A 24,179-nucleotide genomic window follows, 5' to 3' on the forward strand; every position below is an offset into this window, starting at 1 on the left:
GATCAGTGCTTGGTCAGTGCTTGATCAGCGCTTCTGGAGCGCGACCGGAACGGAATGCCGCAGCCGGGCGCAGCGCGGGCAGCGCAGGAGCCGGCCGGGGCCGATCCGGTCGGGTCCGAGGTGCTGCATCGGGAACGAAGCGGTGCTGAAGACGTGCCCCTCGGCACAACGAACGACGGTGCGCTCCATAGAGCTCCCTTTCCCCACGGCGGCACTCACTGCGTGCCCCCGGCACGACATGAAGACAAAAGCCACATTAGGGGATGTATAGGACTCGCTCCTACGCGGCACTCCCGGCAGCCCCCCACCGGCTTCCAGCGCCCCACGGTACGCCCCAACTCCCGGCACCCACGCAGCCATCCCCACCTGCCCCACACTCTCCTCACACGACAGGAAGGCCCGTACGGCGAGTGCACCGGGGGCCTTCGATGGGGTAGAGTGTGCGACGATGAGGCGCTCAGAAAACGGGCGCCCTCGCGGGTGTAGTTTAATGGTAGAACATGAGCTTCCCAAGCTCAGAGCGCGAGTTCGATTCTCGTCACCCGCTCCATAAGACGTAAACGAAGACGTACACAAGGCCCAGGTCTCAGACCTGGGCCTTGTTTGTTTACCCTGGGGCCGCCGAATGCGACGGCGGCCAGCACTGACGGAACGGAGCGTGTGGTGACGGCGGGGGAAACGAGCAGCGACGAGCTGATAGGCAAGGTCCTCGGCGGCCGTTACCGCGTGACGTCGATGATCGGGCGTGGCGGGATGGGTGTGGTCGCGCGGGCGGTGGATGAGCTTCTCCATCGTGAGGTCGCGGTGAAGGTGTTGCGGGCCTTTACGGATGCTTCTGCGGCCGAGCTGGCGGAGTTGCGGGTGCGGATGCAGCGTGAGGCGCAGGCTGCTGCCCGGATCCGGCACGGTGGTGTGGTCACGGTGCACGATGTGACTGAGGAGCAGGGGCTTCCGGTCATTGTGATGGAGTTGGTGGACGGTCCGTCGCTGGATGATGTGCTGGGTGAGCGGGGTGCGCTGGAGCCGCGTGAGGTGGCGGCGATCGGTGCGCGGTTGATGGATGCACTGGATGCGGCGCACCGGGCCGGGGTGCTGCACCGGGACGTGAAGCCGGGCAATGTGCTGCTGGAGCCGGGTGGGCGGGTGGTGCTGACGGATTTCGGTATCGCCAGCATGGAGGCCGCGGGCGATGATGCGATGGCCAAGCTGACGCAGAGCGGTCAGATCATCGGTTCGCTGGACTACCTGCCGCCGGAGCGGGCGCAGGGCAAGGACCCGGGGCCGGCCTCCGACATCTGGTCGCTGGGCATGACGCTGTACGCGGCGGTCGAGGGCACCTCGCCGTTCCGCCGGACGTCCGTGTGGTCCACGCTGTCGGCGATCGTCAGCGAACCGCTGCCCGAGCCCCGGCAGGCCGGACCCCTCACGCCGGTGCTGCAGGCACTGATGGCCAAGGAACCGGAACACCGGCCGACCGCCGACGAGGCGCGCGCCATGCTGGAACGGGTGGCCGCGGGCGGGACGGCGGCGCCGTACGCACCGGGGCCGGGCTCGGGTCCGGCTGCCGGGTCCGCTCCTATGCCTGCGGCTGCGGCGACGCCTCTGCCGGCGCCTGCGCCCGGTCCGGATGCAGGTCCGGGGGCGGGTGCGGCGCAGGGTGTCGCTTCCGCGCCGCCGCCCGGGTTCGGCGCGGCACCGCAGCCGTACCACCAGCCGCACCCCCCGCAGGCCGGCTACCCGCAGCCGGGCCCGCCGCACATGCACACGCCTCCCCCGCCCGGGGTACCGGCCGCGGGCCCCGCTGCCGCCGGCAAACGCAGCCGTATCCGTACCCTCATCGCGGCGGGGGCCGCGGCCGTCGTGCTCGCCGGAGGCGGCGTCACGTACGCCCTGACGGGCAACCACAGCAGCAGCACAAAGGGCGACGAGGCGCAGGCGGTACAGCCCGGGGCGAGTTCACCGGCGGGTGGCGACCAGCCGGGCGGCGGCGAAGCGACCGCCGGAGTGCACCCGCCGTCCCCCACGCCCCCCACGGGCTCCGCCACGCCGTCCGACGCGGCCTCGTCCCCCGCCTCCGCCTCGGCCCGGCCCAGCGCCACGCCGGGCAAGTCCGCCTCCCCGTCGACGAAGCCCAACATCCCGACGACCTGCAGCGGCTGGAGCCACCAGGACCCGAAGCCCGGCACGTACGGCTACGTCTCCGGCGACCGCCACGTCCTGAACGGCCCGTACCAGGTCTGCGGCTCCGTGGCCCCGGCCAAGTCCGGCACGAAGGTCTGGTTCCACTGCTCCGTGGAGAACGCCTACGGCCACCCGTGGCTCTACGTCCGCATCGACGGCACGAAGAGCGCCGGCTGGCTGTCCGCCGACACCATCATCCGCGACAGCGGCCGCCCGGTCCGCTGCTGACGGGGTTTCGGGGCCGGCCTGCGCCCCGGAATCAACCGGCAGGGCCTCGTACCTCGGGCGAGGGCGAAGGCGGCGAAGGGGGCGGGTAAGAGACGAAGACTTGAGGTCGAGCCGGGCGGTCAGCCCTCTTCGCCCCCGCCCTCTTCGTCCTCCTCATCCTCCTCGTACGGGGCCTCCTCCATCAGCCGCTCGGCGATGTCGTCCACCCAGGCCTCGGCCCAGCGCAGCAGCTCGGCGCGGCCGGTCTCGTCGAGGCCGTAGGCGGCGAACTCGGAGTCGGCGATCCACTCGGCGCCGGCGAGCCGGGCCTGGAGGTCGGTGAGGTCGAAGCCCGCGTCACCGGCGTGCCGGCGGCCGAGCTCCTCCAGTTCGACGTGCGACCAGGTGCCGGAGGCGGCGCGCACGTCGACGAGGTCGCGGGCGAGGCCGAGGTCCGCGAGGTCGCGCACGGCCATGCCGACCACGTCCTCGACGGCGGGCACGGGCCCGTACGGACCGAGCACCGGCGGCCGCCACAGGGTCTCCTTGCGGAGGCCGACGGTGCAGTGCTCGCCGGTCGCGGCGTCGGTGACGACGAGCCGGGCTTCGAGCGGCTCGGTCTGCCAGCCGCGCTCCTGCAGGCCCTCGCAGAGGGCGGAGACGAGTTCGGGCATGGGGTCCGGGGCCTCGGTGACCAGCTCCAGGCCGGTGTCCCGGCGGGCGGCGCCCGGTTCGAGGAGGCCGTGCGCCTCAAGGGCGTAGGAGCCGCCGAGGATGAGCGGACAGGCCGCACCGGCCGCCATCACGTCGGGCAGCAGACGCCGGTGCAGCCCGCGCAGGCCGTGCGATTCCTGCGGCGCGTGCGGGCCGCGCTCGTACAGGATGTTCTCGTCCGGGCCGTTCCCGTAAGGCCGGTTTCCATAGGACCGGTTCCCGTAGGGGCCGTTCTCGTCCGGGCCGGGCGGCGGCGTGGGCGGCAACATGCCCGCGATTATTCCGGAAGCACGCCCTCGACCAGCTCGGATACGCGCTGCAGCTCCGGCTGGATCTCGTCCGCCTCGGCCCGGTCGACCGCGGCGAGCCGCCACCACACGGCACGGGCGTTGCGCAGCACGCGCCGGGTCTCGTCGGCGGGTGCCTGCGCGTTGTGCCGCCGTTCGGCGGTCCGCAGGTGCAGCCGCATGATCGCGGCCCAGTCCTCCTGCATCAGCAGCGCCAGCCACGCGCGCGTGCCGAGCACGCCGACGGTGTGCGGGTGCAGCGGCCCGTACTCCCGGTCGAGCACCCCTTCCAGCTCCCGGGCCGCGAGCGCGGCCCCGACCAGATCCCCGCGCAGCTCGGCGGCGACGATACGGCCGAAGCCGTCGGCGTGGTGCGGGGGAAGGGGGGCGTGCCAGTCGGGGGCAGGTGCGGGAGGGGCCTGAACGGGCTGGGGGGCGGGCGCGGGAACGGGCGCAGGGGCGGGCGCAGGAGCGTGCACCACGGGTGCCGGCGGCGGAGTCACGGGCACCGGCCGGGGCGCCACGGGCGCCGGCGCCGGCACCGGATGGGGCCCGGGCATCGGCGTCACCGCCCCGTCGTGGTCGACGATCAGCGGCCAGACCGACCCGTCGGGCTCCTTGGCGTTGATGCGTATGGGATGGCCCCGCTTCGCGGCCCGCACCCGTATCTCCGCCAGCGCGGAGGTCCGCCCGTCCTGTCCGGGCAGCGGCTCTACGGGCTCCCCTTCGATCGTCGCTTCACCCGCTGCGCTGATCACGATGGTGTAGACGGGAGTCAGGGGGACCGAGTCGAGGTCCGTCACAACAGGCATGGTCAATCCTTACGTACCGCCGCCGTCAGCAGGCCAACGGGGCCACGGCACGCATATGCCGCGGCCCCGGAGTAATGATGACCCGGATCACCCGCCATTGGGGTAGTAGGGGGGCGACCAGCCCAGATACTCCGCGCCCCACTTGGACTCGATGTCCGTGGCCGGAACGATCGATATCTCGCCGGGGGTCACGATGTCGTTGGACGCCACCTTGCCGTCGCCGACGTAGATGGCGACGTGGCCGGCACGGTGGTGGGTGTCCCAGTACATGAGGGCGCCGGGCGGCGGATTGCGGTCCTTGTCGTGGCGCATGTCTTTCGGCATCTCGACCTGGTAGTGGTCGATGGCGTAATTCGTGCCGGAAAAGTTCCAACCGTAGGCGATGGAGGTGAACGCGAGGCACTTCTGGTACCAGTCCGCGCGGTGGCTTTCGGCCTCCCGCTTGGCCCACGCGATCGCGTCCTCCGTCGAGCGGCGGTTCTTCACACTGGCGGGCCAGTTGGCCTTGCCGTCGTGGAAGGGCTCTCCGGGCTTGCCGGGGTTGTTGCTGCCCGACGTGTTGCAGCCTTCCCGCTTCTTCTGGTCGGGGTTCTTGCCGTCCTTGTCGCCGCCGCCGCCCTTCGGAGCGTCCTTCTTGCCCGGGTGGTTCTCGCCCGGCCGCTCCAGGTCGATGCCCGCGTCCTTGGCGATGCTGCGCGCCTGGGCCTCCTTGGGCCCGTAGGCGTCGGGGAAGCCGGAGCGCTGCACCTTCTGGGCGGCGTCGTTGAGCGACATGTTCTCCCAGGCGACGTCCTCCAGCCCCGGCGGGTCGCCGCTGTCGCCGCCGAAGAGGAACATGTGGGCCGCGTACTTGGGGTCCAGGATCTGCTCCCTCGTGCCCCAGCCGGAGGACGGGCGCTGCTGGAAGAGGCCGAGGGAGTCCCGGTCGCCGTAGTTGATGTTCGACAGCTGCGACTCGGCGAGCCCGGTCATCAGGGCGATGAGCGTGGCCCTGCCCGGCAGCTTGCCGTCCTTGGCGACCTGGTCGATGATCTTCGCGTTCGCGATCTGCTCGTCGCGCAGCTTCTTGCTCGCGCCGCCCGTGGTGTCGCCGGTCTGCCCGTTTCCGGACGGCCCGTCGTTCCCGGGCGAGCCGGGCTGGGAGCAGCCGGCGGCGACGGCCGAGGGGCCGCCGCCGATGCCGGCCAGCATGCCCACGATCAGCAGAAGCCCCATGAGGATGCCGATCGCGGGCAGGCCCAGCTTGAACGCGAGCCCCTTGCGCAGCCCGCCCGAAGCCAGGGCGAGGGCCTGACGTGCAACCACTCGCTCAGACCCCCAGGACCCGGCCCACGCGCCAGCCGTCGGAGGTGAGCATGATCTCCGTCAGGTACACGCGCTTCTCGGTGTACGTCCGGTAGCCCTTGACCGTGATGTCGACGCTGGTCTTGCGCCAGACCCGTGCCTCCGTGTCCGCCTGCTGCCGCACGCGGTCGTCGTCGGCGGGGCCGACCGTGACCTTGTCGACCTTCGAGACGCCGCCGTTGGAGACGAGCTCGGCCCACGCCTTGTCGTCGAACTGCTTCAGGTTCGTCACCAGCGCGTCGGTCATCCACGGCGCGGCCCGGTCGACGGACGCGGTGTGCGTCTTGTCCACCGGGGGGTTGCGCGTGAGGTAGGCGCGGGCCCAGCCCTCGGCCGACTTCTCCGGCTTGCTGCGATCGGCCTTGGCCGACGGGGAGGGCTGCGGCGCCTGGGGGACCGGCGGCGCGGATGTCGGCCCCCCGTCCTGCGCCGTCGCGGTCCGGGCCGTGTCTCCCGCGTGCCCGACCGTCGCCGGTGCCCCCGTGCGGTCCGGCCACCAGTGCGCCGCAGCGGCCCCGATGGCGAGGATGACGACCATGACGAGGATCGCCCCGCCCGCCGTGATCGGCTCACGGCGGCGCTCCTCGGCCAGCCGGCGCTTGTACTCCTCGCGCTGCTCCTGCCGGTAGGCCTTGCGGGCCTTCCGGCGGACGCGGCGCTTGCCGGACTTCTCGATCTCCTCGGGGTAGTCGTATTCCGCCTTGAGCAGTTCCCGCCACTCGGAGGACGGGCGCTGGTTCTGGTTCTTGCTCACCTGTCCTCTTCCTTACTGGCGGCCACGGGGGGCGGGAGGCCGCACGGAGGTGCGCCTCTTCGGCCGGGAGGCACCCTGGCCGGCCGCGGAGGCCCCACTGCGGGCCGCCGCCTTGCGGGCCTCGGCCACGCGTCGCTGCGCTCCACCGCTGCCCGGCTTCGGGGCGTTCCGGAACCCGTCGCCGCCTCCGGACTGACCGCGTGCGGCAGAAGTCGCGGCGCGTGCTGCCCGGGGAGGAGTGCCCTTCTTGTCGTCGGGCCGGCGGTCGTCCCGGCCCAATCGGGCCTGAGCCGCTGCCGAGACGCTCTGCAACTCGCCCACGCGGAGCGAACGGCTGTTCAGCTCGCCCGGGCGGCCCGAGCTGCTGACCCGCAGAGGGGCGGTGCTGCCCGTCTTCCTGGCGCGGTTGGCGGCGTTCGCCCCGGCGGCCGTGTTGCGCCGGTCCGGGTCCGCGCCGGTGACATGTGTGAGCCGTTTCGCGGAGCCCTTGGGAACGCCCATGGCGTCCATCTCCGCGTTTCTGTCACTGAACTGCTTGGCAGCTGCCGCCGTCCGGAAGGGACGCTGGATGAGGCGTTCGTCAGCAGCGCCGAGGGCCTTCTTGCCCGCCGAGGCGAGGCCGGCCCCCGCCTTCTTGCCCGCCCAGCCGGCAGGCTTTCCGGCGGTTCGCAAGGCGCCGAGCGCTCCCTTCCCGGCCCCCCGGGCCATGAGGGAACCGGCTCCCTGCGCGAGCCGCATCGCACCGGCGTTGAAGGACGAGTTGGTCGCGCCGGTCACACCGACGATGCTCTCCATGATCCCGCGGAACTTGAACGCGACGATCGCGGAGGTGATGCTGATGCCCGCCGACGCGAACCAGCCGTAGCTGCCGACCATGGACACGCTCGCCGTGTTCAGCACGAGCACGCATCCCAGCACCATCGTGCTGACGAACGACTGCAGGGCGAAGCCGAGCAGGGTGTCGAACCAGCGGACGCCCCACTGGCGCGGCCTGCCGGGGATCACCCACAGACAGGCGAAGACGACGCCCGCCAGCAGCAGCATCAGCGCGCCGATCAACGAAGCGAGGGAGGCGAAGGCCAGCGCCACCGCGAGGACGGCGAAGAGCGCCACACAGATCGCGGAGGCCATGGTGACCATGACCCGGGCGTGACCCACGTGGCCCTGGCGGTACTTGACCGCCTCATCGCCGACGTTGCCCGAGCTGACGTTGTCGGACAGCCAGCTCTCGCGCGTTTTGGTGTCCGACCCCTGGTCCAGCAGGCCCTGGCCGTACTTCTTGCATGTGTTCAGGTTTCCGAACTCGGCGACGCACCAGGGCGTGACGACATAGGACCGCCAGATCGCATCCCCGGACTGGCGGAGCATGTTGTCCTGGTCGTTTTTGCCGTACGTGGGCGTCTTACCGATGTCGATGGGTTCCTTGGACTCGTTCCCCATGCCGGCGGACGCGGCCTTCATGGCCGTGTTGCTGCCGATGGTCCGGACCGAGTCGAGCCCGTCGATCCACACCTTCGGAGTGGTCAGCAGCGAGATGGACAGGATCGCTGCCGCAGCCACCCACCCCAATTGGCTTATGGATGTACCGTTTCTCCTGTGATTCGCGTAAGCGATCAGTGCACCCACGGCCATCGCCGACGGAAGCAAGGTCGTCGAAACCGTGCCCGCCGCGCCGGAGATGGCGGTCGCCATGGAGTCTTCGAGCTTGTCGATGGACGTGAACTTGAACGTCCACTGCACGACGACGATGGCGGCCAGGGCCAGGACGACGGTCAGCCCCATGAAGATCTGGGCGACGAACTGAAGCGCCCAGTCGCCGAACTCGTCCCAGCCCAGCTGCACGTCCAGGTTGTAGAGCATGGGGTCGCCGTACTGCTCGTACAGCGTGCCCGGACCCGAATACGAGGTGTGCGGTGCCGGAAGGAGGCTGCCAATGCCGGCCGGCTTGAACTTCGCGTACTTGTCGTCCGCCGCGGCTGCGGAAGCCGTCACCATCAGCGTGGTGAGGGCGCCCACGACCGGGACGGCCAGATTGCGGAACCGTGGAATCCTCAATGCGACCTCATCAGGGCGCTGAAGACCGGGTTCGAGTGCTTCATCTCCGAGTCGTAGACGTCTTCGTCCTGGTCCACCAGCCAGGTCCCTTGGACCTTCACCATGCGCAGAGCGGTCCGGTGATAGCTGGTATGTCCGTCCGGCTTGGACTGCTCGGTCACCATGACGCCGGTACCGGCCGGATGGTCACCGATCGAAGGCACGTCGACCGGGTCGCCCGTGACGCTGAACGAGGCTTCTTCCACCGTCTTCCGGACATCGGCGTCCAGCGGCATGAGGAACTTCACGCAAGCCTCGTGCGACGATCCGTGCAGGCCCCTGCCTTCCTCCGTCATCATCCGGCAGGACGTCTCACCGTCGTGGAGGGCAGTCGCCTTCTGGTACGCGACCGCCACCTCCAGCATCTTCGCCCGGTCCTTCGCCGCAGCCTCCCGGTACTCCCGGGCCTGCCGGTCCGCCGCCGACTCCGTCTTCTTCGCGCCGGGCTTGGCGCCGTCCTTGCCCCCGTCCGACGAGGACGAGCACCCCGCGACCAGCAGCACCGATGCGGTGACCGCGGCCACCGCCGCTCCACGCTTCCTCACGCGTTCGCCTCCTCGTAAGCCGGCTTGCCCAAGGGCACCGGGCCCTGCCCCGCGCCCCCGCCGCTGTCCGCCTTCGGCGTCGTGTTCAGCAGCTGCAGCATCTCCACCGACGGCACGTCGAACTGGACCGTCGCGCTGCTGAAGCGGCGGTCGCGCATGATGCAGTGGCCGTGCCGGATCTCCTGCGTCACGTCGACGCCGATGGCCTGGATCAGCTGGCGCGTGTGGCCGCCCTTCGGCAGGTCGAGCAGGGCCGCCATCGCGTCCTGCTGCTCGGGCGTCGTCAGCTGGAAGCCGAAGACCGTCGTCATCTGCTCCACCAGACCCGTCAGGCTCGCCAGCGACTCCGGGTCCTGCGTGTCCACGACGAGCGCGGTGTGCAGGGCGCGTCCCACTCGGGCGATGTACTGGAGGAACGAGCTGCCCTCGCGCGTGGCCGTGAGGACGTGGACCTCCGGCACCGCCACGACCTTGCGCAGGCCGCGCAGGTCCTTCCGGCCCGCCATGCTGATGCCGTACGCGAGCAGTGAGTGGACCAGCGCCACCGAGAGCCGCTGGTGGACGGACCAGTCGTCGCGGGAGTCGTCGGGCGACGGGAGCGTGATGCCCGGGACCTGGACGACCCAGATGCCCGGCGACGGGGTGATCAGGGACGTGCCGGCGGGCCTGCCCATGAACGGCGCGCCCAGGCCCGTCAGCGACAGCTCGTACAGCGCGTCGCCCGTCTCGCGCGTCAGCTCGTCGGGCGACTGCCGCAGCCGCTCGATGACCTTCCACGTCGCCGGGTCGCCCTCGGCGATGATCTCGTTGACGGCGCTCTGGATCGGCGTCTCCGCACCCCGCATCCGCAGGTGCTGCGGCAGCGCGATGCCCAGCTGCGCCGGCACCTCGGTCTGGGCCCGCTCGGCGCTCTCGCCGCTGAGCAGGGTGAAGAGGTCGGCGACGCCCGCGAACTGCGAACCCGTCTCGATCAGGTGGGCGTTCAGCCCGTACCGCTGGCCGGCCGAGACCAGGCCGCCCATGTCGCCCTTGAAGTCCAGGGCGAGCACGAACGAGCCACGGAAGCCGGAGTCCAGCAGGGACAGCATCATCGCGGTCGTCTTGCCGCGGCCGCTTCGGCCGATGAAGGCCGTGGTCGTCGCGTCACCGCGCTCGGAACCACCGGTGAGGTCGTTGCGGACGACGCCCGGGGTCGAGCCGGTCAGGTAGCCGATCACCGGGCCGGTGTCGTCACCGACCGAGGCGCCGCCCCAGAACCACGAGCCGGCGAAGGCGCCGACCGTACGGGTGTGCACCAGGTCGGGGACGCGCAGCATGTCGCCGGGCTGGGCCTCCAGCCACAGCTCCCGCTGCTCCTCGGCGGCGACGCTGACCTCGATGCCGACTCCGCCGTAGTAGCCGATGACGGCGTCGCAGCGGCTGCGCAGATCGTCCAGCGAAACGTCACTGCTGACGATCAGGCGCGGGTGGTCCTCCAGCAGCGTGACGTCCTCGCGCTTCATGTCGCGCGAGAGAGACGTCATCGTGTCCTCGGTCTCCTCGATCTCCTGGGCGGTCTCACCGGCGGAGTGCTTGGCCGCGCTCTGCCGCTGTTCCTTCGCCAGGCGGCGGACCTCGTCGATCTGCTTGAGGGCGTCGCGCTTGTGGAGGACCTTGAAGCGGACGGACGGCTCGGGGTTGACCGGCAGGGCCGTGATGTCACCGACCTCGTCGTCGTCCAGGAGCTCGGGGACGTACGTGATCTCCGCGACGGATCTCAGCCACTCGCCCGGGCCCGGCGACTCCATCTCCTCCGGGAAGCCGTCCATGGTGAGGATGGCGCTCCAGCCGACCGTCTCGCCGCGCTGGTCGAGGACCCGGACGTGGTCGGGGTAGGGCAGGACGCGACCGCGCGTGAGCTGCGCCAGCTTGGCGCCGGTGATCATTCCCTTGTCGTCCGGGGAGGGCAGCGGCGTACCGCGGCGCTGCTCGCGGGCGATCATCCAGGCCAGCAGCTCCACGGTGGCCGGCTGCGCCTTCCACGGGGTGGTCTCCAGCTGGCGGCCGAGGCGCCGTGCGAGGGCGTCGAGCCGGGCGATCTCCTTCTGGGAGACCGAGGTCGAGCCGATGCCCAGGGCGTCCTGGACGCCGCGGCTGCCGCGCGCCTTGGCCTGGTTGGCCCGCTCGGATATGCGGACGCCGAGGAGGAGCATGCGGGTGGGGAGCTCCAGCTCCTCCAGGCGCCGGACGCGCAGGTCGGCCCACGCGGCGTAGTCGCCCGCCGAGAAGAGGGTCTCCGCCTCGGTCCGGTAGTCCTCGGCGTTCAGCGGCGACCAGAGGATCTTGAGGTGGCAGTCGTAGCCGGCCAGGGTGCGGGCCAGGGCACTGCTCGCCTGGTCCTGCTCGGCGTCCCGGGCCGCCTCCGACATCAGGTCGGTGTTGGAGCTTCCCAGCAGGTACCACGCCTCGGCGTGGGTCTCGGTGATGACCAGCCCGTCCGCCAGGCCGACGTAACGGGGCGGCGGGGCGGAGCGGTCACCGTCGACGCCGAGAAAGCGGGCGATGCCCTTCATGATCTTCATGGCGTACCTCTACGTGCCTTTCCGGCTCTTACGGCCTTGCGGGCCGCCGACCGATGCCTTCTTGGACGAGTTGTTGCGCGACCTCGCGCGGTAGACGTGGTCCGGTCCGTAGAGCCGGGGGCGGGCGTCGAGCGTCACAGGCCGGCCGGAGGTCGGCTGCGGTTCCTCGTCGCCCAGGAACCGTTCGAACGCGCCCATGCCGGGGAGGGCCAGGACGTCCTCGGACTTCTCCCCGAGGCGTGCCCGCAGCGGCAGCCACTCGGAGCGGCCCGCCGCCCGGCGGCCGCCGTTGATGACCGGCCGGTGACCCACCGTCAGGTAGCGGACGGTGAGGGCCCACTGGGTGAGGTTCCAGCGCCGCTCATTGCGCCGGGACCGCTGGGACCCGTAGAAGGTGATGAGGGCCGGCGGCGCGAAGTAGACGGTGAAGAACATCTGCGAGGGCCAGCCGAAGATCAGGAAGAGCCCGCCCATCCACACCGCGTAGACGACGGCGCCCGTGACGAGGACCCGTCGTGACGGGCCCTCGCCGAGGTCCATGCCGAGCAGCTCGTGCTGCCGGGTCTCCAGGTCGAAGTGGCGGGTGAAGGTATGCCCTACCCTCATGCCCCCGCCACTTTGGTCCAGATCGCGGTGAGCATGCCCTTGGCGCTGTCCGACGCGTAGACGAAACCGGCCACGACGACGCCCGCGATGAAGTGGGCGAGCAGCTCGCCCCATTCACGCTTCGCATAATGGCCGATCGCCCTGACCGCCAGAACGATCAGGAAGATGTTCCCGGCGACGGCAATCACCCAGGACTTGAGCTCATCACCATTGGACAGCGCGAATTCCATCGTTTTCCCTTTACTTGATATAAGAGCGGACAGGTCCGGATTGCGGCGCCGGTCAGGAGGACATTCCGCCGTGGACCTCCGCGACCTGCCAGCGTTCGGCCTGGGCCGAGGCGACCCGGGTCAGCTTGACCCGGTACGTCTGCTCGATTTCGGCTCCGCCCATCAGCCACGTGACGGTGGCGACGCCGGTGCGGTCGCTGCCGCTTCCTTCGTCGACCGACCAGTTCCGGAGCGAGCCGAGGGACACACCGGGCGGCAGGGCCGCGATGGAGGCACCGGGTGCGGCAACGGATTCGGCCTCGCCCGAGGCGTACTTGCCGAAGAACTCCTCGATCACGCCACGGGTCTTGTTGCCGAAGTCGTTGTCGGCGGTCTTCGTGGTGAGCGCGGGGGCGGCCGGGGCGCTCTGCGGGACGCCCACCAGGCCGGGCTGGCCGGTCACGACGATGCGGCCCGACGTGTAGACGACCGGGATTTCCAGGCCGAGCCACCGGGGGCCGGTGGCCTGCTGCCTGGAATCCTTGTCCTTGTCGTCCTTCTTGGCGTCGTCCTTCTTGTCCTTGGACTTGTCGTCCTTGGGTTTGTCGTCCTTGGGCTTGTCCGCCGGCTTGCTCTTGTCGTCGCCGGAGCCGTTCACCAGGACGTCGACGCGCACGCGGGCCCGCTTGTCCTTCTCCTCGGAGACCGGACCGGGCTGGGCGGCGAGGACTTCCTGGTGCCCCCTGGTGTTCCAGCCCGCTGCGGTGTCCATTCCCTGGGCCAGGTCGCGCGACAGGGCGGTGGCACGGGCCTGCGGGTCGTTCTCGTCCCAGGACAGGTACGCGCGGGCGAAGCGGGCCGCGACGGCCTGCGCTTCCTGGACCGGGTACGTGGGCCCGCTGCTGACCTGGACCGGGCCGGACTTGGGCGGGGCCGGGGCCCAGAACCACGAGCGGATTCCGGTGATCGCGGCCAGTGCGACGACGCCCCAGAGCGCGCCGCGGCCGACCTTGACCAGGAACTTCTTACCGCTGTCCTCGTCCTCGAGCTGCCAGGGGACGTCGCGCGCCTTGCCCTGGTCCGCCGCGGCGGCCTGGGCCTGCGCCTGGGGCGGCTGCGGCGTGCCCGGGGCCTGCGCCTGCAGCCGGGCCGCGGCATCGGTCCACTGCTGCAGGCCGGCGGGGGCCGGAGCGGCCTGGGCCGGGGCGGGAGACGGTGCGGCCTGCTGCTGGGGCGCACCAGGAACGGGCTGACCCGCCGGTGCACCGCCAGGAGAGTTCGCCGCGTTCTTGTCGCCCCGCGGCTCCGGCAGATTCAGAATCCGCCGCATGACCGTCTTGAACGTGCTCAACCCTGGTGACCCTTCCCCCGTGCTAGGCCTGAGTGGCAGGACAGTACGTCGACCGTTACTGATCGTCAAATTACTTCGGACGAACAGTTTCTGTTCTGATATGAACGATCTTGATCAAGGCGCCGTCCTTAATTTCCCGACAAGGCGGACGCTTCCGACCGCTGCCTCAGCGGTTTCGTGGCATCTGTCACCTCGGCGCCGGGTTACGGCCCCGGAACTGCCGGGCACAGGCCCGAAGCCGCACGGCCCGGACTCACTCCGGGCCTCTCCGCACGACGGTTTCTGTAGCGAACCTGTTGCGAACTCACGGGCTTTCAGCCGCCGCGGCCACCGGTCGAGAGCGCCGTACTCCCCGGGTCACTTCAGTGACGGACCGCGACCGCGGGACTGGGTGGGCAGGAGCTCAGTGCGAGACGCCTCGGCTTTCTGCCGCAGCTGCTCCTGGACCGTCTTCGCGGCCAATCTGCTGCTCAGGCTTTGCGTTTCGGCCTGCGTGAGAGCGTCCACCTGGAGAGTGGCCTGCTCGGCCTGCTTCAGCGCGGCCTTGGCCTCGGCCTTGGCGAGGTTCTCGGCGTGCTTCTCCGCTTCCTTCCGGCGGATCAGCTCCACGTGCTCCTCGGGGACCCGGGGATTCAGCTTGTCCCGGATCAGCTGCTCCCCGATCCGCTCCTGCCCCGGCGGGATCTTGACGTTCTTGTACCGCTCGTTCTGCAGGTGATTGGCGGCGTCCTGATAGGACTTGGCCAGCTTTTCGTCCCCTGCGGCGAGTCTGTCGAGTTCACTGCCGCGGGAAATCTCGTACAGCTCGTGATTCTCCATCTTGGCTTTGAAGCTGTCCGGAGTGTGGAACTGGAGCTCGAACTGTTCCTTCGACTCCGTGTGCCGCCAAGAGGTGTTGATTCCCTTGTAGACGGGGTCCTGCCAGGTGTTCTTCTCCTTGCCCGGTATGGGCTCGTATCCCGACTCACGAAGTCGTTCGTACGTCCGCTCCACGCCCTCGGTATAGGCGTCGGGCTCGAAGGTCAAGGTGTAGCGGTTGAGGTCGTTGACCTTGCGCGCCGTCGTCTCGACCGGGACCTCTTCGTTCTTGAGGGCGGTCGCGGCCTTGCGCCGGAACGAGTCCACGTCCTTGAGCGAATACTCCAGGCCCTCCAGCTTGCCGCCGTGCGACTGCGCCGTCTCCTCCTGGACGCCCTTCATCATGGCGTCCATGCGGTCCCGTGCGGCGGCCGCGCGCTGCCACCGCTCGGTGATGACGCGGTTCTGTTCCGGGCTGAGCTCGTAGCCCTCGCCCTCCCACGCCCCCGTTGCCTCGCTCACAGCTCAGTAGCCCCCGTCACACCGAAAAGCTCCTGGAGCAGTTCCTCTGCCCCGTCAGCGCTCAGCTCCACCAGGTGGGGCGGATTGGACGTCCTGAGGTCGGCGGCGTTGCGGACGGCCTCCGTGGGCCCCCAGAAGCCCTTCGACCGGTACGACTCGTCCAGCACTCCCTCGGGGCTGCGCCGGCGTCGGACGACCGTGGTGGGCGACTCGCCCTCCCGCCAGTCCTCCTCGTCGACGTAGTGCGCCCAGTAGCGCAGCCACACCTGCCGGTCGGCTTCCAGCGCAGCGGCCCGCTCCGCCGTCACCGGATACAGCTCGTCCGCCTCCGGAGCCGACCTGACCGTCGATTCCTCGAGGCCGTGCCACTGCCAGTCGTGCAGCGAGAGGAATTCCCACTCCTCCCCCCGCCGCCGCCACAGGCTGGACGGACGCTCTTCCGTGTAGGGCGGGGCCGCCTTTACGAAGTATTCGTAGTTCTCGCTCATCACTTGTTTCCCTTCACAGGAACCTTGCCGTACCGCTCATGCTGGATGATCTTCGCCGCTTCTTCGTGGGACTCGGCGCCGGTTTCTTCCGGTTCGGTGTCCAGTGGGCGGAGGCGGCTTTCGCGGTAGAGATCGTAGAGAAGCTGGTTCTCCGTCTTCACCCAGTAGCTGTCGGGGGTGTGGAAGGCGATCTCGAAACGGATGCCGCCGTCCGGGAGCTGCCACACCGCGCGGAAGGCCTTGTGGACCGGGTCCTCCCAGGTGTTCTGCTCCGTGCCGGGGACGATGGCGTAGCCGCGTTCGTGGAGGAGGGCGTAGGTGTGGCGGACGCCTTCGGTGTAGGAGTCCGGGACGAAGGTCAGGGTGTAGCGGTTCAGGTCGCGGACCGTGCGGAGGATCTTGTCGAGGGGGACGCGGTCGTCCAGTTGCAGGGCGACCTTGCGGCGGAAGGCCTTGAGGCCCATCAGCCGGTGCTGCTTGCCTTCCAGCTTGGCGCCGTGCGTGTCGCGCAGCGCCTGCTCGACGGCTTCCACCGCGGCGTCCAGGCCCTTGTGGGCCGCTCGCGCGGCTTCCCAGCGGTCGGTCACCGCCTGGTTCTGCTCGACCGTCAGTTCCGCGCGGCGGCCGGGGCCGGGGGTGTCGTCCTTCCAGGCCGTGACCGGCTTCTTCGTCGTCACAGTGCCGTCGCTCCCTTCGCGCCGTGGAGTTCGGTCAGAAGCCGCTCCGCTTCCGTGGCGTCGATCTCCACCAGGTACGGCGGGTTCGACGGGCGGGCGTCGAAGAAGTCGAAGACCGCCTGGGTCGGGCCCCACTCGTCCGTCGCCTTGAACGCCTCGTCGTAGATCCGCTCGGGGCTGCGCCGGCGGCGGACCACCGAGACCGGCTGCTCGCCCGCCCGCCGGTCCTCCTCGTCCACGTACCGGGCCCAGTAGCGGACCCAGCCCTGCCGGTCCGCCTGCAGTTCCTCCGCGCGGTCGGCCGTGACCGGGTGGCGCGCCGCCTCGGCCGGCGGGAGTTTGACGTTCGTGTCGGCCGCCCTGTGCCACTGCCAGTCGAGCAGCGACAGGTACTCCCAGTCCTCGTCACGGCCGGCCGTACAGCGCCACAGGCTGGACGGGCGCTCGGCCGGATAACCGGGGGACGTCTTGACGAAGTAGTCGTACTTCGCGTGCTCCAGGCGCCGGCGCTCGGCCTCCGCCTCCGCCATGCGCTTCTCCAGCGCCGTGGTGTCGGTCGGGCGGCCGGGGCGGTCGTGCGAGTGGTCGTCCTCGCACTCGCTGAACATGTAGTGCTGACGGATGCGCTCGATCGTCGGCCACAGCCACATCTGGTGCCAGTACGCGAGGTCGCTGCCCTCGCGCGCCGGGTCCGCGTCGGCTTCCGTGGCGGCGCGCCAGGCCGCGTACAGGGCGGCCAGCTCCTCCGTCACGCCGCCGTGCAGCGGCCAGCACGGCCAGATGCGCAGGTGCAGTTGGGGGGCGTAGTGCTTGCCCAGCCAGTCCACCCAGGCGGACAGCCTTCGCCAGTCCTCCTCCGTGGCGCGGAGCGACCACGGCTGGTGACCGTCGCCGGCAGCGGACGCGGAAGGCGCCGCCGTCGCGGCCTCCACCGCGTGCAGCCGGTCGATGACCTCCGCCACGACCTCCGTGACCTCGGCCTGGTTGGCCTTCGTCCCGGACGCGAAGTTCTTGACCGCCGCTTCGAACTGGGTGCGCCACTCCCGGAGGGCTTCGAGCTCCTCCCGGAGGGACTTCAGCTCTTCTCGGAGTTGTTCTTCCATCGTGCCTTTTCCGCCCCCTCTTTACGCGACCGGGTTCTCCAGCGGCGGCGGGCCGATGCGCGATGCCCGCGTCGCGTGCTCGGCGGCCCGCAGTGCCTGACCGTCCCGCCGCTGGTCCCACGGCAGCAGCTCGGCTATGACGCCGGGCGCGCCGCGGAAGAGCAGGAGCGCCTGGCCGTGCGGCAGCTGGCGGATCTCCTCGGGACGGAGGATGCGGCGCTCGCGCTCGACCTCGGAGGTGCCGTAGCCGAAGAGGCGCTGGCTGTCGCGGGAGGTCGAGATCTCCTTGATCTCTGCCTCGCCGACGAGCTCAGAGAAGCGGCGCAGCGCCTCGACGTCCTTCAGGCCGCCCATGACGAGCGTCGCCGCCGCGTTGTCGAGCAGCGTGTCGGCTTCGTGCTGGCCCCAGCGGAGTACGGCCTGGGCCAGGGACTGCAGGGCGTAGACGATGTGGATGCCGTAGCCGCGCGCGTCGGAGGCGAGGGACGGCAGCTTCGGCAGCGGGGCGACGTTCGCGACCTCGTCGAGGACGAGGCGCAGGAACGGGTCCAGCCGGCCGGACGGCAGGCGCGGGGCGCGCCGCTTGGCCGCGTCGACGACCTCGCCCAGCAGCATCGTCGTCAGCGGCGACACGTTCGTGGAGGCGTTGGAGTCGCTGATGAGGACGAGGGTGTCGCGGGAGGCGACGAACGCGTCCGGATCGAAGGTGGGCACGCCCGGCTGCGGGGTGACGCAGCGCAGCACCTTGCGCAGGGCGAGGGGCTCGATCTGGGCGGCGAGGGTCTGCCGGGTCGAGGCGACGGTCTCGTCGGCGCCGGTCGACACGGAGCGCAGCAGGACGTCCCAGCCGGGCTCGGCGTTGGGGTGGTCGGTGAGGATGGCCCGCGGCTCGCTGGCCTTCTCCAGGTTGGTGGCCCACCGCATGACGTGCTCGATGGTCTTGCCTTCGAGGGCGGCGGCGTGGAGCAGGCGGGTGAGCGCCGACGAGGCGGTCTGCTGGAAGAAGCTGCCGTTGCTGGAGGAGCTGTCGTCCGCGCCCATGCCGACGGAGAAGGAGAGGGCGCGCGACGTGGCCGTCTCGCCCTCCTGGCAGCCGGCCACCGGGTCCCACACCATCTTGTGGGGCCAGCCCACGGTGTCGAGCGGGTCGAAGACCCACACCCGGCCGAGCCGCGAGCGCGGTTCGGCGATGACGTCGAGGACGTCGGCGCGGGTGGAGGTGACGACGAGCGGGCCGGGGGCGTCGAGGCAGGCCGGGATGACGACGTTGCGGGACTTGCCACCGCCGGACGGGGCGATGACCGCGACCGAGTCCTCCGGCGTGGCCACCAGCGGCTGCCCGCTGCCGAGCTGCGTGCCGAGCAGCCAGCCGACCTCGCGGAGCTCGGCGCGCGCGGCGGCCTTGGCGTCGTAGCGGCCTTCCTTGTCGGTGAACGACGTCGCGCGCGTCATCTTGGCGGCCGCGCGGGCGCGCTTCTCGCCGAGCATGTGGCGCGCTTCGGTCGCGGAGGCGAGGCCCTCGCCGCCCGCGCCGCGGGTACGGCGGTGCCGGGCGCGCACGGCCAGCACGACGAGCACGATCGGGCCGAGGAGGATGCCGAGCCAGGCGGCCACGGTGACCTGGGCGGACGCCGGCTCGATGCCGTCACCGAGACCGGCGAGCGGCTTGTGCGCCGCGAGGGCGCCGGCCGTGGCCAGAACGTTCGACAGGGCCATGTGGTCCGCCGTGGCCCACACGGCGAGGTGCCAGCTGACGACGACGCCGATGAGCACCGCCGAGCCCTTTGCCAGGGCGATCTCGCCCTTGGGTCCGCCGCTCTCGTGCTTGCGTCCCACTTCGCGCGCGCCTGCCACGCCGTGGACCCCCGTCCCTTGCTTGATGCGATCTCTTCAGATCGCTGCGACGTTAACACCTCTGTGCGACAGGCCAGGAGTTCGAGGCCGGGCCTGTGGATAACGCAGTGAAGGTGTTACGTGCCGGGGTCGCTCCGACGGGCCGGTCCCCGGCGGTCGCCCTACGCGGCCGAGCGGGCCGCGCGCCAAGCCGGGCTGTCCACGTAGTGGTTGTCGAACCGTTCCGACGACTCCTTGATCTCCTCGACGCTCGCCTCGCCGCGCGCCACCCGCTCCAGCAGGCGGTAGTAGTCGAAGCGGCCCATGCCCGGCGTGAAGACGACCAGGGCGTCGGCGGACCGGCCGGCCGCGGGGGCGAACGCGTGGGGCATGCCCGGCGGTACGGCGAGGAAGTCGTTCTTGTGCAGGGTGAGTACGTCCTCGCCGGCCAGCACCTCCAGCGCCCCGTCCAGGACGAAGAAGAACTCCGTCGCGCGGGTGTGGAAATGGGCCGGAGCGCCCGCCGCTCCCTCGGCGAGCGTGGCGCGGTTCGTCGTGAGCGCCCCGCCCGTGCTGCCGGAGTCCGCGAGGAGCGTGATCAGGCTGCCGGGCCCATCGCTGAGGACGGGGGCCTCGGCGGCGCGCACGAGGACGGGGGCGGGGACGGGGGCGGCCGGGGTGGAGGCGGCCGGGGCGGGGGCGGGCTTCTGCGCGTTGGTCATGTTGATCAATCTAGGGGCACAAGTGCCCGGTTCCATGGTCCATTTTCCGGGCCGGATCGTGGGCCACTTCGGCGTACGGCCCGGGTACGGGAGCGATGCCCTCCCTCCTCTCCTCTCCTTTCCTTTCCTCCTCACCTGACGGAGTGACAAAACCCCGCTTCACCCGCCATCCAGTTTTTCTGACAATTGTTCACGGACGTGCCATGGACTCCGCGTATGGAGGTTTACAGATGGAAGGAAAAGTCGCTCTCGTCACCGGGGCGGCAGGCGGAATTGGGGAATCGGTCGTCCGGACGCTCGCCGAGAAAGGCGTCGCCGTGGCAGCGGTCGACAAGGACGAGTCCCGGCTGCTGGCCTGCGTCGAGAAATGCACGGCGGACGGGCTGCAGGTCGCGGCGTTCCCCGGGGATGTCACCTCCAGCCCCGAAGTGGAGGCCTTCGTCGACGCGGTCGAGCGGACGCTCGGCCCGCTGGACTACCTGGTCAACGCGGCCGGGGTGCTCCGCCTCGGCGAAGCGCGCCGGCTGACGGACGAGGACTGGAAGTTCACCTTCGCCGTCAACACCAGCGGGGTCTTCTTCGTCTCCCGGGCGGTCGTCAACCGCATGGTGCCGCGCGGCAGTGGCGCGGTGGTCACCATCGCCTCGAACGCGGCCGGTACGGCGCGGGTGGAGATGGCCGCCTATTCGGCGTCGAAGGCGGCGGCCACGATGTTCACGAAGTGCCTGGGACTGGAGGTCGCCAAATACGGGATCCGGTGCAATCTGGTGGCGCCGGGTTCCACGGAGACGCCGATGCTGAGCGATATGTGGAAGGACGGGGAGGCGGCGCGGAAGGCGTCGATCGAGGGCGTCGCGAGTTCGTTCCGCGTGGGCATTCCGCTCCGGAAGCTGGCCCGCCCCGAGAACGTCGCCCAGGCGGTGGTGTTCCTCTTGTCGGACGCGGCGTCCCACATCACCATGCATGACCTGACGGTGGACGGGGGTGCGGCGCTGGGTGTCTGACCGCGGGTTGAGTGACCCGAGCGCCGTGGGGGTGAATGCCACCCGCACGGCGCTCGTCAATGTGTGGGGGGTGAGGGGGTGCCTCCGCAAAGAGCGCCGCCGGCACCCCTCACCGCCGCTGCGGCTCCGCCCCCTCGGGGTGAGGAGAAGCCGGGAGAGGCGGGGACGCTTCCGGCCTCGGCTCCGAGGGCCCGCCCCGGCCCCCCGCGCGGCCCCGGAGCGCCACCGCCGCGCCCAGGGCGCTCGCGGCGAAGGCCGCCGCTGCCAGCAGCAGGGCGAAGGCGTAGCCGCCGGAGGTCGCCGCGGCGGCGGACTCACCGCCGGCCCGGAGGGTGGTCGCGTGGGCCGTGGCCAGGGAGACCAGGACGGCGAGGCCGACCGTCGGGCCGACCTCCAGCGCCGTGTTGACGACGCCGCCCGCCAGTCCCGCCCGCGCGTCCTCGACGTCTTCCAGGGCCACCACCGTCGACCCGGAGAACACGCACGCGATCCCGACGGGGAAGACGATCAGACCGGCCAGCACGGCCCCCGCGTACGGGGTCGACGCGCCCAGCTGCCCGATCAGTACGAGTCCGGCGGCCGCCACCACCAGCCCGCCCGTCATGACCGCACGCCCGCCGAACCGCCCGATCAGCCGCCCGGCCAGCATCCCCGTCACGACCTGGGCGGCACTGAACGGCAGGAACGCCGCCGACGTGAGCAGCGGCGACGCCTCCCGCACCTCCTGGAAGTACAGGGACAGCAGGAAGAAGATCGTCGACATCCCGGCCGAGCCGATGAAGACGGCCCACAGCGCCGTGGCCCGGTGGCGCCTCGCCAGGAACCCCAGCGGCACCAGCGGATTCGCCACCCTCAGCTCCACCATGACGAACGCGGCCAGCAGCAGCACCCCGGCCGCGATCGGCCCCCACACGACACCCGCGCCCCAGGACCGTTCGCCCGCCTGCACGAGCCCGTAGCTCATGACGGTCAGCCCGGCGGTGACGAGCACCGCGCCGGGCACGTCCAGCTTCACCCGCACCGGTGCGGGCCCCGCCGGCAGCAGCCGCCGCGCCGCGGTCACGGCCGCCAGCGAGACGGCCACCGGCACCACGAACGCCCACCGCCACGACACCCACGTCGAGACCGTGCCGGACAGCAGCATCCCCGCCGTCGCCCCGAACCCGGCCAGCCCGCCCCACACCGCGAGCGCCCGCGCGTGCCGCGCCTCGCCGGGGTAGAGGGAGCGGACGAGGGACATCGCCGCCGGCGCCGCCAGCGCCGCCCCGACGCCCTGCACGAAGCGGCCCCCGAGCAGGAACGCGAACCCCGGGCCGAGCCCGGCCGCCGCCGACGCGAGCCCGAAGACCGCGGCCCCGGCCACCAGCGCCCGGCGCCGCCCGAGCAGGTCCGCCAGCCGCCCGCCCAGCATCAGCAGCCCGCTGAAGGAGAGCCCGTACGCCGCGCTGACCAGCGTCAGCTGCGCCCCGGACAGCCCCAGGTCGTGCTGGATCGCCGGCAGGGCCGGCGACAGCATCGTGATGGCCAGGATCAGAACGACTTGCACGGCGCCCAGCAGGGCGAAACCGCGCCCGGTGCGGGCGGCCGCGCCTCCCGGATCCGGTGCGAATACGGACGACATACGTCCCTCTCTTTCCCCCGCAAAGCGGATCAGGTCACTTCGGAGCGGCTCACTTCAGCGGCTCGGCTCACTTCGGGGCGGTTCACATCACTCCGCGCCCGGCAGCCGTACCGACTGCTCGTGCCGGAACACGTCCCTCGGGTCCCACCGCGCCTTCACCGCCTGCAGCCGGCGGTAATTCCCCTTGAAATACAGTTCGTGCCACGGCGCCCCGGACCGGTTCCAGCGCGCCGCATTCAGGTCCGTGTCCGCGTAGTTGACGAAACACCCGTCCGTCACGTCCCCCGGCGCCGGCACTCCCCCGGACGCCGCATAGACGTCCTGATAGAACTCGCGGATCCACGCCAGATGCCGCGCATCGCCGGCCGCGTCCCGCCAGAAGGTGACGTAGTGCAGCTTCATGACGGAATCCCGCTGCGGCACGGCCGTGTCCGCCGCGCCCACCGCATTGACCCGCCCCCCGTACGCGCTGATCATCACGAGCGACATCGGCCCGGCGAAGTCGTCCCGGGTCAAATGCCGGTAGAACGCCCGGAGATGCTCCTCCGGAAATCCCCTCCGCATGTACGCGGACTTGGCCTTGAACCGCATCGTGGTGTCGGGCGCGGTGAACCCCGGCCAGGAAGTGGTGGCGTGCAGCCAGGGAATGGTCCGCCGGTCGTCCACCCGGTATCCGGGGCGCGCGCCCCGCCCGACCTCGGCGAGGAAGGCGTCCAGCAGCCCGGCCGCATCCGGTACGGACGCGTCGATCTGCGTCGTCATGGAGAACGCGCCGGCCGATTTGTGCGCCGGCTTCAGCTGGCTGAACAGGCTTGCGTACGGGGAACCGGCGCCCGGCGCGCCGTGCCGCTCGCACCACCGCCCGTAATTCCGCAGGATCGTGCAGAACGCCGCCTCGGTCATGCCCTCCCACGGCCACGTGACCGTCGAGACGAGCAGTTCGGAGGGCGGCCGCGGCAGCAGCCCCGCCGGATCGGACCCGGTAGCGCCCGGCGACCTCATCCAGTACCGCGTCACGACCCCGAGCGAACCGCCCCCCGCGCCCGTGTGGGCCCACAGCAGCTCGCGGCCGGGATCGTTCTCCTCCCGCGTGGCGAGGACCTTCCGGGCGGTCCCGTTCCGGTCGACGACGACGGCCTCGATCCCGTACAGGTGGTCCACGACGAGCCCGTGCAGCCGGGAAAGGGCGCCGTAGCCGCCGCCCACGATGTGCCCGCCCGCGCCCACCGTGGGGCACGTGCCGCCGGGCACCGTGACGCCCCAGCCCCGGTAGAGGGCGCGGTAGACCTCCCCCAGCCGGGCCCCGGGCTCGATGAAGAAGGCCCGCCGGGCCGCGTCGTAACCGACCCGGTCCATGAAGCCCGTGTCGATGACCAGCCGTACGTCGTCCGAGGTCACGAAGTCCTCGTAGCAGTGGCCACCGCTGCGTACGGCCGGCTTCCGGCCCGTGTCGACCGCTTCCTGGACGGCCGCGACCACCTGGTCGGCCGACTCCACCAGGCGTACGGCGTCGGGCGTGCCGGACCAGCGGCGGTTGGCGCCCCGGGTGAGGTCGGCGTAGCGCCGGTCGGGCGGCCGGACGGTCAGCGGACCGAAGGCGTCCGGCCCGCCCGCACCGGTGCCCGCGCCAGGCCCCGGGCGCGCCTGCCCGCCCGCCGCCGCGCTCCCCGCAGGGCCGGCCACCGCCATGCCGACACCGGCCGCCACGGCCGCCGCGCCCGCCACGACCTGCCGCCGCGAGTACCC

At 71.0% G+C, this 24,179-nt stretch carries 21 protein-coding genes and 1 tRNA gene; 3 read left to right on the forward strand and 19 right to left on the reverse strand.

Annotated elements, in window-relative coordinates:
- Positions 1 to 24: 24 nt before the first annotated feature.
- Positions 25 to 189 carry a hypothetical protein gene (locus tag ACFZCD_RS05575; protein WP_173864874.1) on the reverse strand — a complete coding sequence of 55 codons (165 nt, stop codon included), beginning with the start codon at positions 187 to 189 and terminating at the stop codon, positions 25 to 27.
- A gap of 287 nt (positions 190 to 476) precedes the next feature.
- On the opposite strand from ACFZCD_RS05575, the gene ACFZCD_RS05580 reads away from it, so the two are divergent.
- Together ACFZCD_RS05580 and ACFZCD_RS05585 are read left to right on the forward strand one after the other, a co-directional pair.
- A tRNA-Gly gene (locus tag ACFZCD_RS05580) sits at positions 477 to 550 on the forward strand.
- Between the two features lie 113 nt (positions 551 to 663).
- Positions 664 to 2,409: a serine/threonine-protein kinase gene (locus ACFZCD_RS05585; RefSeq protein WP_391828193.1), complete on the forward strand. Its 1,746-nt coding sequence runs from the start codon at positions 664 to 666 to the stop codon at positions 2,407 to 2,409.
- Between the two features lie 119 nt (positions 2,410 to 2,528).
- Here the strand turns inward: ACFZCD_RS05585 and ACFZCD_RS05590 are convergent, their stop codons facing one another.
- The 16 genes from ACFZCD_RS05590 to ACFZCD_RS05665 all read right to left on the reverse strand — a co-directional run bounded on the left by ACFZCD_RS05590 (position 2,529) and on the right by ACFZCD_RS05665 (position 19,808).
- On the reverse strand, positions 2,529 to 3,191 hold the full coding sequence (locus ACFZCD_RS05590) for a hypothetical protein (protein ID WP_391829004.1): 663 nt from the start codon (positions 3,189 to 3,191) through the stop codon (positions 2,529 to 2,531).
- 188 nt (positions 3,192 to 3,379) lie between these two features.
- Positions 3,380 to 4,201 carry a hypothetical protein gene (locus ACFZCD_RS05595; protein ID WP_391828195.1) on the reverse strand — a complete coding sequence of 274 codons (822 nt, stop codon included), beginning with the start codon at positions 4,199 to 4,201 and terminating at the stop codon, positions 3,380 to 3,382.
- A gap of 87 nt (positions 4,202 to 4,288) precedes the next feature.
- A complete protein-coding gene (locus tag ACFZCD_RS05600; RefSeq protein ID WP_391828197.1) occupies positions 4,289 to 5,506 on the reverse strand; it encodes a peptidase M23 in 1,218 nt (405 codons plus the stop codon).
- 4 nt (positions 5,507 to 5,510) lie between these two features.
- On the reverse strand, positions 5,511 to 6,299 hold the full coding sequence (locus ACFZCD_RS05605) for a hypothetical protein (protein WP_391828199.1): 789 nt from the start codon (positions 6,297 to 6,299) through the stop codon (positions 5,511 to 5,513).
- A 12-nt stretch (positions 6,300 to 6,311) separates the two neighbouring features.
- Positions 6,312 to 8,354, reverse strand: a complete 2,043-nt coding sequence (locus tag ACFZCD_RS05610; RefSeq protein ID WP_391828201.1) for a hypothetical protein — start codon at positions 8,352 to 8,354, stop codon at positions 6,312 to 6,314.
- Positions 8,351 to 8,938, reverse strand: a complete 588-nt coding sequence (locus tag ACFZCD_RS05615; RefSeq protein ID WP_391828203.1) for a hypothetical protein — start codon at positions 8,936 to 8,938, stop codon at positions 8,351 to 8,353. The genes ACFZCD_RS05610 and ACFZCD_RS05615 overlap by 4 nt, the downstream gene beginning before the upstream one ends.
- Entirely contained in the window at positions 8,935 to 11,499 is a 2,565-nt protein-coding gene (locus ACFZCD_RS05620; protein ID WP_391828204.1) for an ATP-binding protein, read from the reverse strand. Before ACFZCD_RS05620 ends, ACFZCD_RS05615 begins: the two co-directional genes overlap by 4 nt.
- 9 nt (positions 11,500 to 11,508) lie before the next feature.
- The gene (locus ACFZCD_RS05625) at positions 11,509 to 12,105 is read right to left on the reverse strand and encodes a hypothetical protein (RefSeq protein ID WP_391828206.1); all 597 of its coding nucleotides are present in this window, start codon (positions 12,103 to 12,105) and stop codon (positions 11,509 to 11,511) included.
- Positions 12,102 to 12,335 (reverse strand): hypothetical protein, encoded by a 234-nt coding sequence (locus tag ACFZCD_RS05630; RefSeq protein ID WP_391828208.1) that lies wholly within the window; start codon positions 12,333 to 12,335, stop codon positions 12,102 to 12,104. Before ACFZCD_RS05630 ends, ACFZCD_RS05625 begins: the two co-directional genes overlap by 4 nt.
- Before the next feature lie 52 nt (positions 12,336 to 12,387).
- Positions 12,388 to 13,665, reverse strand: a complete 1,278-nt coding sequence (locus ACFZCD_RS05635; protein ID WP_391828210.1) for a conjugal transfer protein — start codon at positions 13,663 to 13,665, stop codon at positions 12,388 to 12,390.
- A gap of 357 nt (positions 13,666 to 14,022) precedes the next feature.
- Positions 14,023 to 14,985: a hypothetical protein gene (locus tag ACFZCD_RS05640; RefSeq protein WP_391828212.1), complete on the reverse strand. Its 963-nt coding sequence runs from the start codon at positions 14,983 to 14,985 to the stop codon at positions 14,023 to 14,025.
- Entirely contained in the window at positions 14,982 to 15,473 is a 492-nt protein-coding gene (locus ACFZCD_RS05645) for a hypothetical protein (protein ID WP_391828214.1), read from the reverse strand. The genes ACFZCD_RS05640 and ACFZCD_RS05645 overlap by 4 nt, the downstream gene beginning before the upstream one ends.
- Positions 15,473 to 16,150 carry a hypothetical protein gene (locus ACFZCD_RS05650; protein ID WP_391828216.1) on the reverse strand — a complete coding sequence of 226 codons (678 nt, stop codon included), beginning with the start codon at positions 16,148 to 16,150 and terminating at the stop codon, positions 15,473 to 15,475. Before ACFZCD_RS05650 ends, ACFZCD_RS05645 begins: the two co-directional genes overlap by 1 nt.
- A complete protein-coding gene (locus ACFZCD_RS05655) occupies positions 16,147 to 17,253 on the reverse strand; it encodes a hypothetical protein (protein ID WP_391828217.1) in 1,107 nt (368 codons plus the stop codon). The genes ACFZCD_RS05650 and ACFZCD_RS05655 overlap by 4 nt, the downstream gene beginning before the upstream one ends.
- A gap of 21 nt (positions 17,254 to 17,274) precedes the next feature.
- Positions 17,275 to 19,089: a type IV secretory system conjugative DNA transfer family protein gene (locus tag ACFZCD_RS05660; protein ID WP_391828219.1), complete on the reverse strand. Its 1,815-nt coding sequence runs from the start codon at positions 19,087 to 19,089 to the stop codon at positions 17,275 to 17,277.
- Between the two features lie 179 nt (positions 19,090 to 19,268).
- On the reverse strand, positions 19,269 to 19,808 hold the full coding sequence (locus ACFZCD_RS05665; protein ID WP_391828221.1) for a cupin domain-containing protein: 540 nt from the start codon (positions 19,806 to 19,808) through the stop codon (positions 19,269 to 19,271).
- Positions 19,809 to 20,038: 230 nt separating this feature from the next.
- Here ACFZCD_RS05665 and ACFZCD_RS05670 point away from each other — a divergent pair, with 230 nt between their 5' ends.
- Positions 20,039 to 20,812: a 2,3-dihydro-2,3-dihydroxybenzoate dehydrogenase gene (locus ACFZCD_RS05670; protein WP_391828222.1), complete on the forward strand. Its 774-nt coding sequence runs from the start codon at positions 20,039 to 20,041 to the stop codon at positions 20,810 to 20,812.
- A 109-nt stretch (positions 20,813 to 20,921) separates the two neighbouring features.
- Here ACFZCD_RS05670 and ACFZCD_RS05675 read toward each other — a convergent pair whose 3' ends face one another.
- Both ACFZCD_RS05675 and ACFZCD_RS05680 read right to left on the reverse strand, forming a co-directional pair.
- Complete coding sequence (locus tag ACFZCD_RS05675) at positions 20,922 to 22,433, reverse strand: MFS transporter (protein WP_391828224.1); 1,512 nt, start codon at positions 22,431 to 22,433, stop codon at positions 20,922 to 20,924.
- Between the two features lie 87 nt (positions 22,434 to 22,520).
- Complete coding sequence (locus ACFZCD_RS05680; RefSeq protein ID WP_391829005.1) at positions 22,521 to 24,122, reverse strand: FAD-binding oxidoreductase; 1,602 nt, start codon at positions 24,120 to 24,122, stop codon at positions 22,521 to 22,523.
- Positions 24,123 to 24,179 lie beyond the last annotated feature (57 nt).

This window comes from Streptomyces sp. NPDC008001 (genome assembly GCF_042958085.1).
GTDB lineage: Bacteria > Actinomycetota > Actinomycetes > Streptomycetales > Streptomycetaceae > Streptomyces.

Coding starts and splice junctions, on each gene's coding strand:
- ACFZCD_RS05575 (WP_173864874.1), bottom strand. CDS start 189: ATGGAGCGCACCGTCGTTCGTTGTGCCGAGGGGCACGTCTTCAGCACC.
- ACFZCD_RS05590 (WP_391829004.1), bottom strand. CDS start 3,191: ATGGCGGCCGGTGCGGCCTGTCCGCTCATCCTCGGCGGCTCCTACGCC.
- ACFZCD_RS05595 (WP_391828195.1), bottom strand. CDS start 4,201: ATGCCTGTTGTGACGGACCTCGACTCGGTCCCCCTGACTCCCGTCTAC.
- ACFZCD_RS05620 (WP_391828204.1), bottom strand. CDS start 11,499: ATGAAGATCATGAAGGGCATCGCCCGCTTTCTCGGCGTCGACGGTGAC.
- ACFZCD_RS05625 (WP_391828206.1), bottom strand. CDS start 12,105: ATGAGGGTAGGGCATACCTTCACCCGCCACTTCGACCTGGAGACCCGG.
- ACFZCD_RS05630 (WP_391828208.1), bottom strand. CDS start 12,335: ATGGAATTCGCGCTGTCCAATGGTGATGAGCTCAAGTCCTGGGTGATT.
- ACFZCD_RS05645 (WP_391828214.1), bottom strand. CDS start 15,473: ATGAGCGAGAACTACGAATACTTCGTAAAGGCGGCCCCGCCCTACACG.
- ACFZCD_RS05655 (WP_391828217.1), bottom strand. CDS start 17,253: ATGGAAGAACAACTCCGAGAAGAGCTGAAGTCCCTCCGGGAGGAGCTC.
- ACFZCD_RS05665 (WP_391828221.1), bottom strand. CDS start 19,808: ATGACCAACGCGCAGAAGCCCGCCCCCGCCCCGGCCGCCTCCACCCCG.
- ACFZCD_RS05670 (WP_391828222.1), top strand. CDS start 20,039: ATGGAAGGAAAAGTCGCTCTCGTCACCGGGGCGGCAGGCGGAATTGGG.
- ACFZCD_RS05675 (WP_391828224.1), bottom strand. CDS start 22,433: ATGTCGTCCGTATTCGCACCGGATCCGGGAGGCGCGGCCGCCCGCACC.
- ACFZCD_RS05680 (WP_391829005.1), bottom strand. CDS start 24,122: ATGGCGGTGGCCGGCCCTGCGGGGAGCGCGGCGGCGGGCGGGCAGGCG.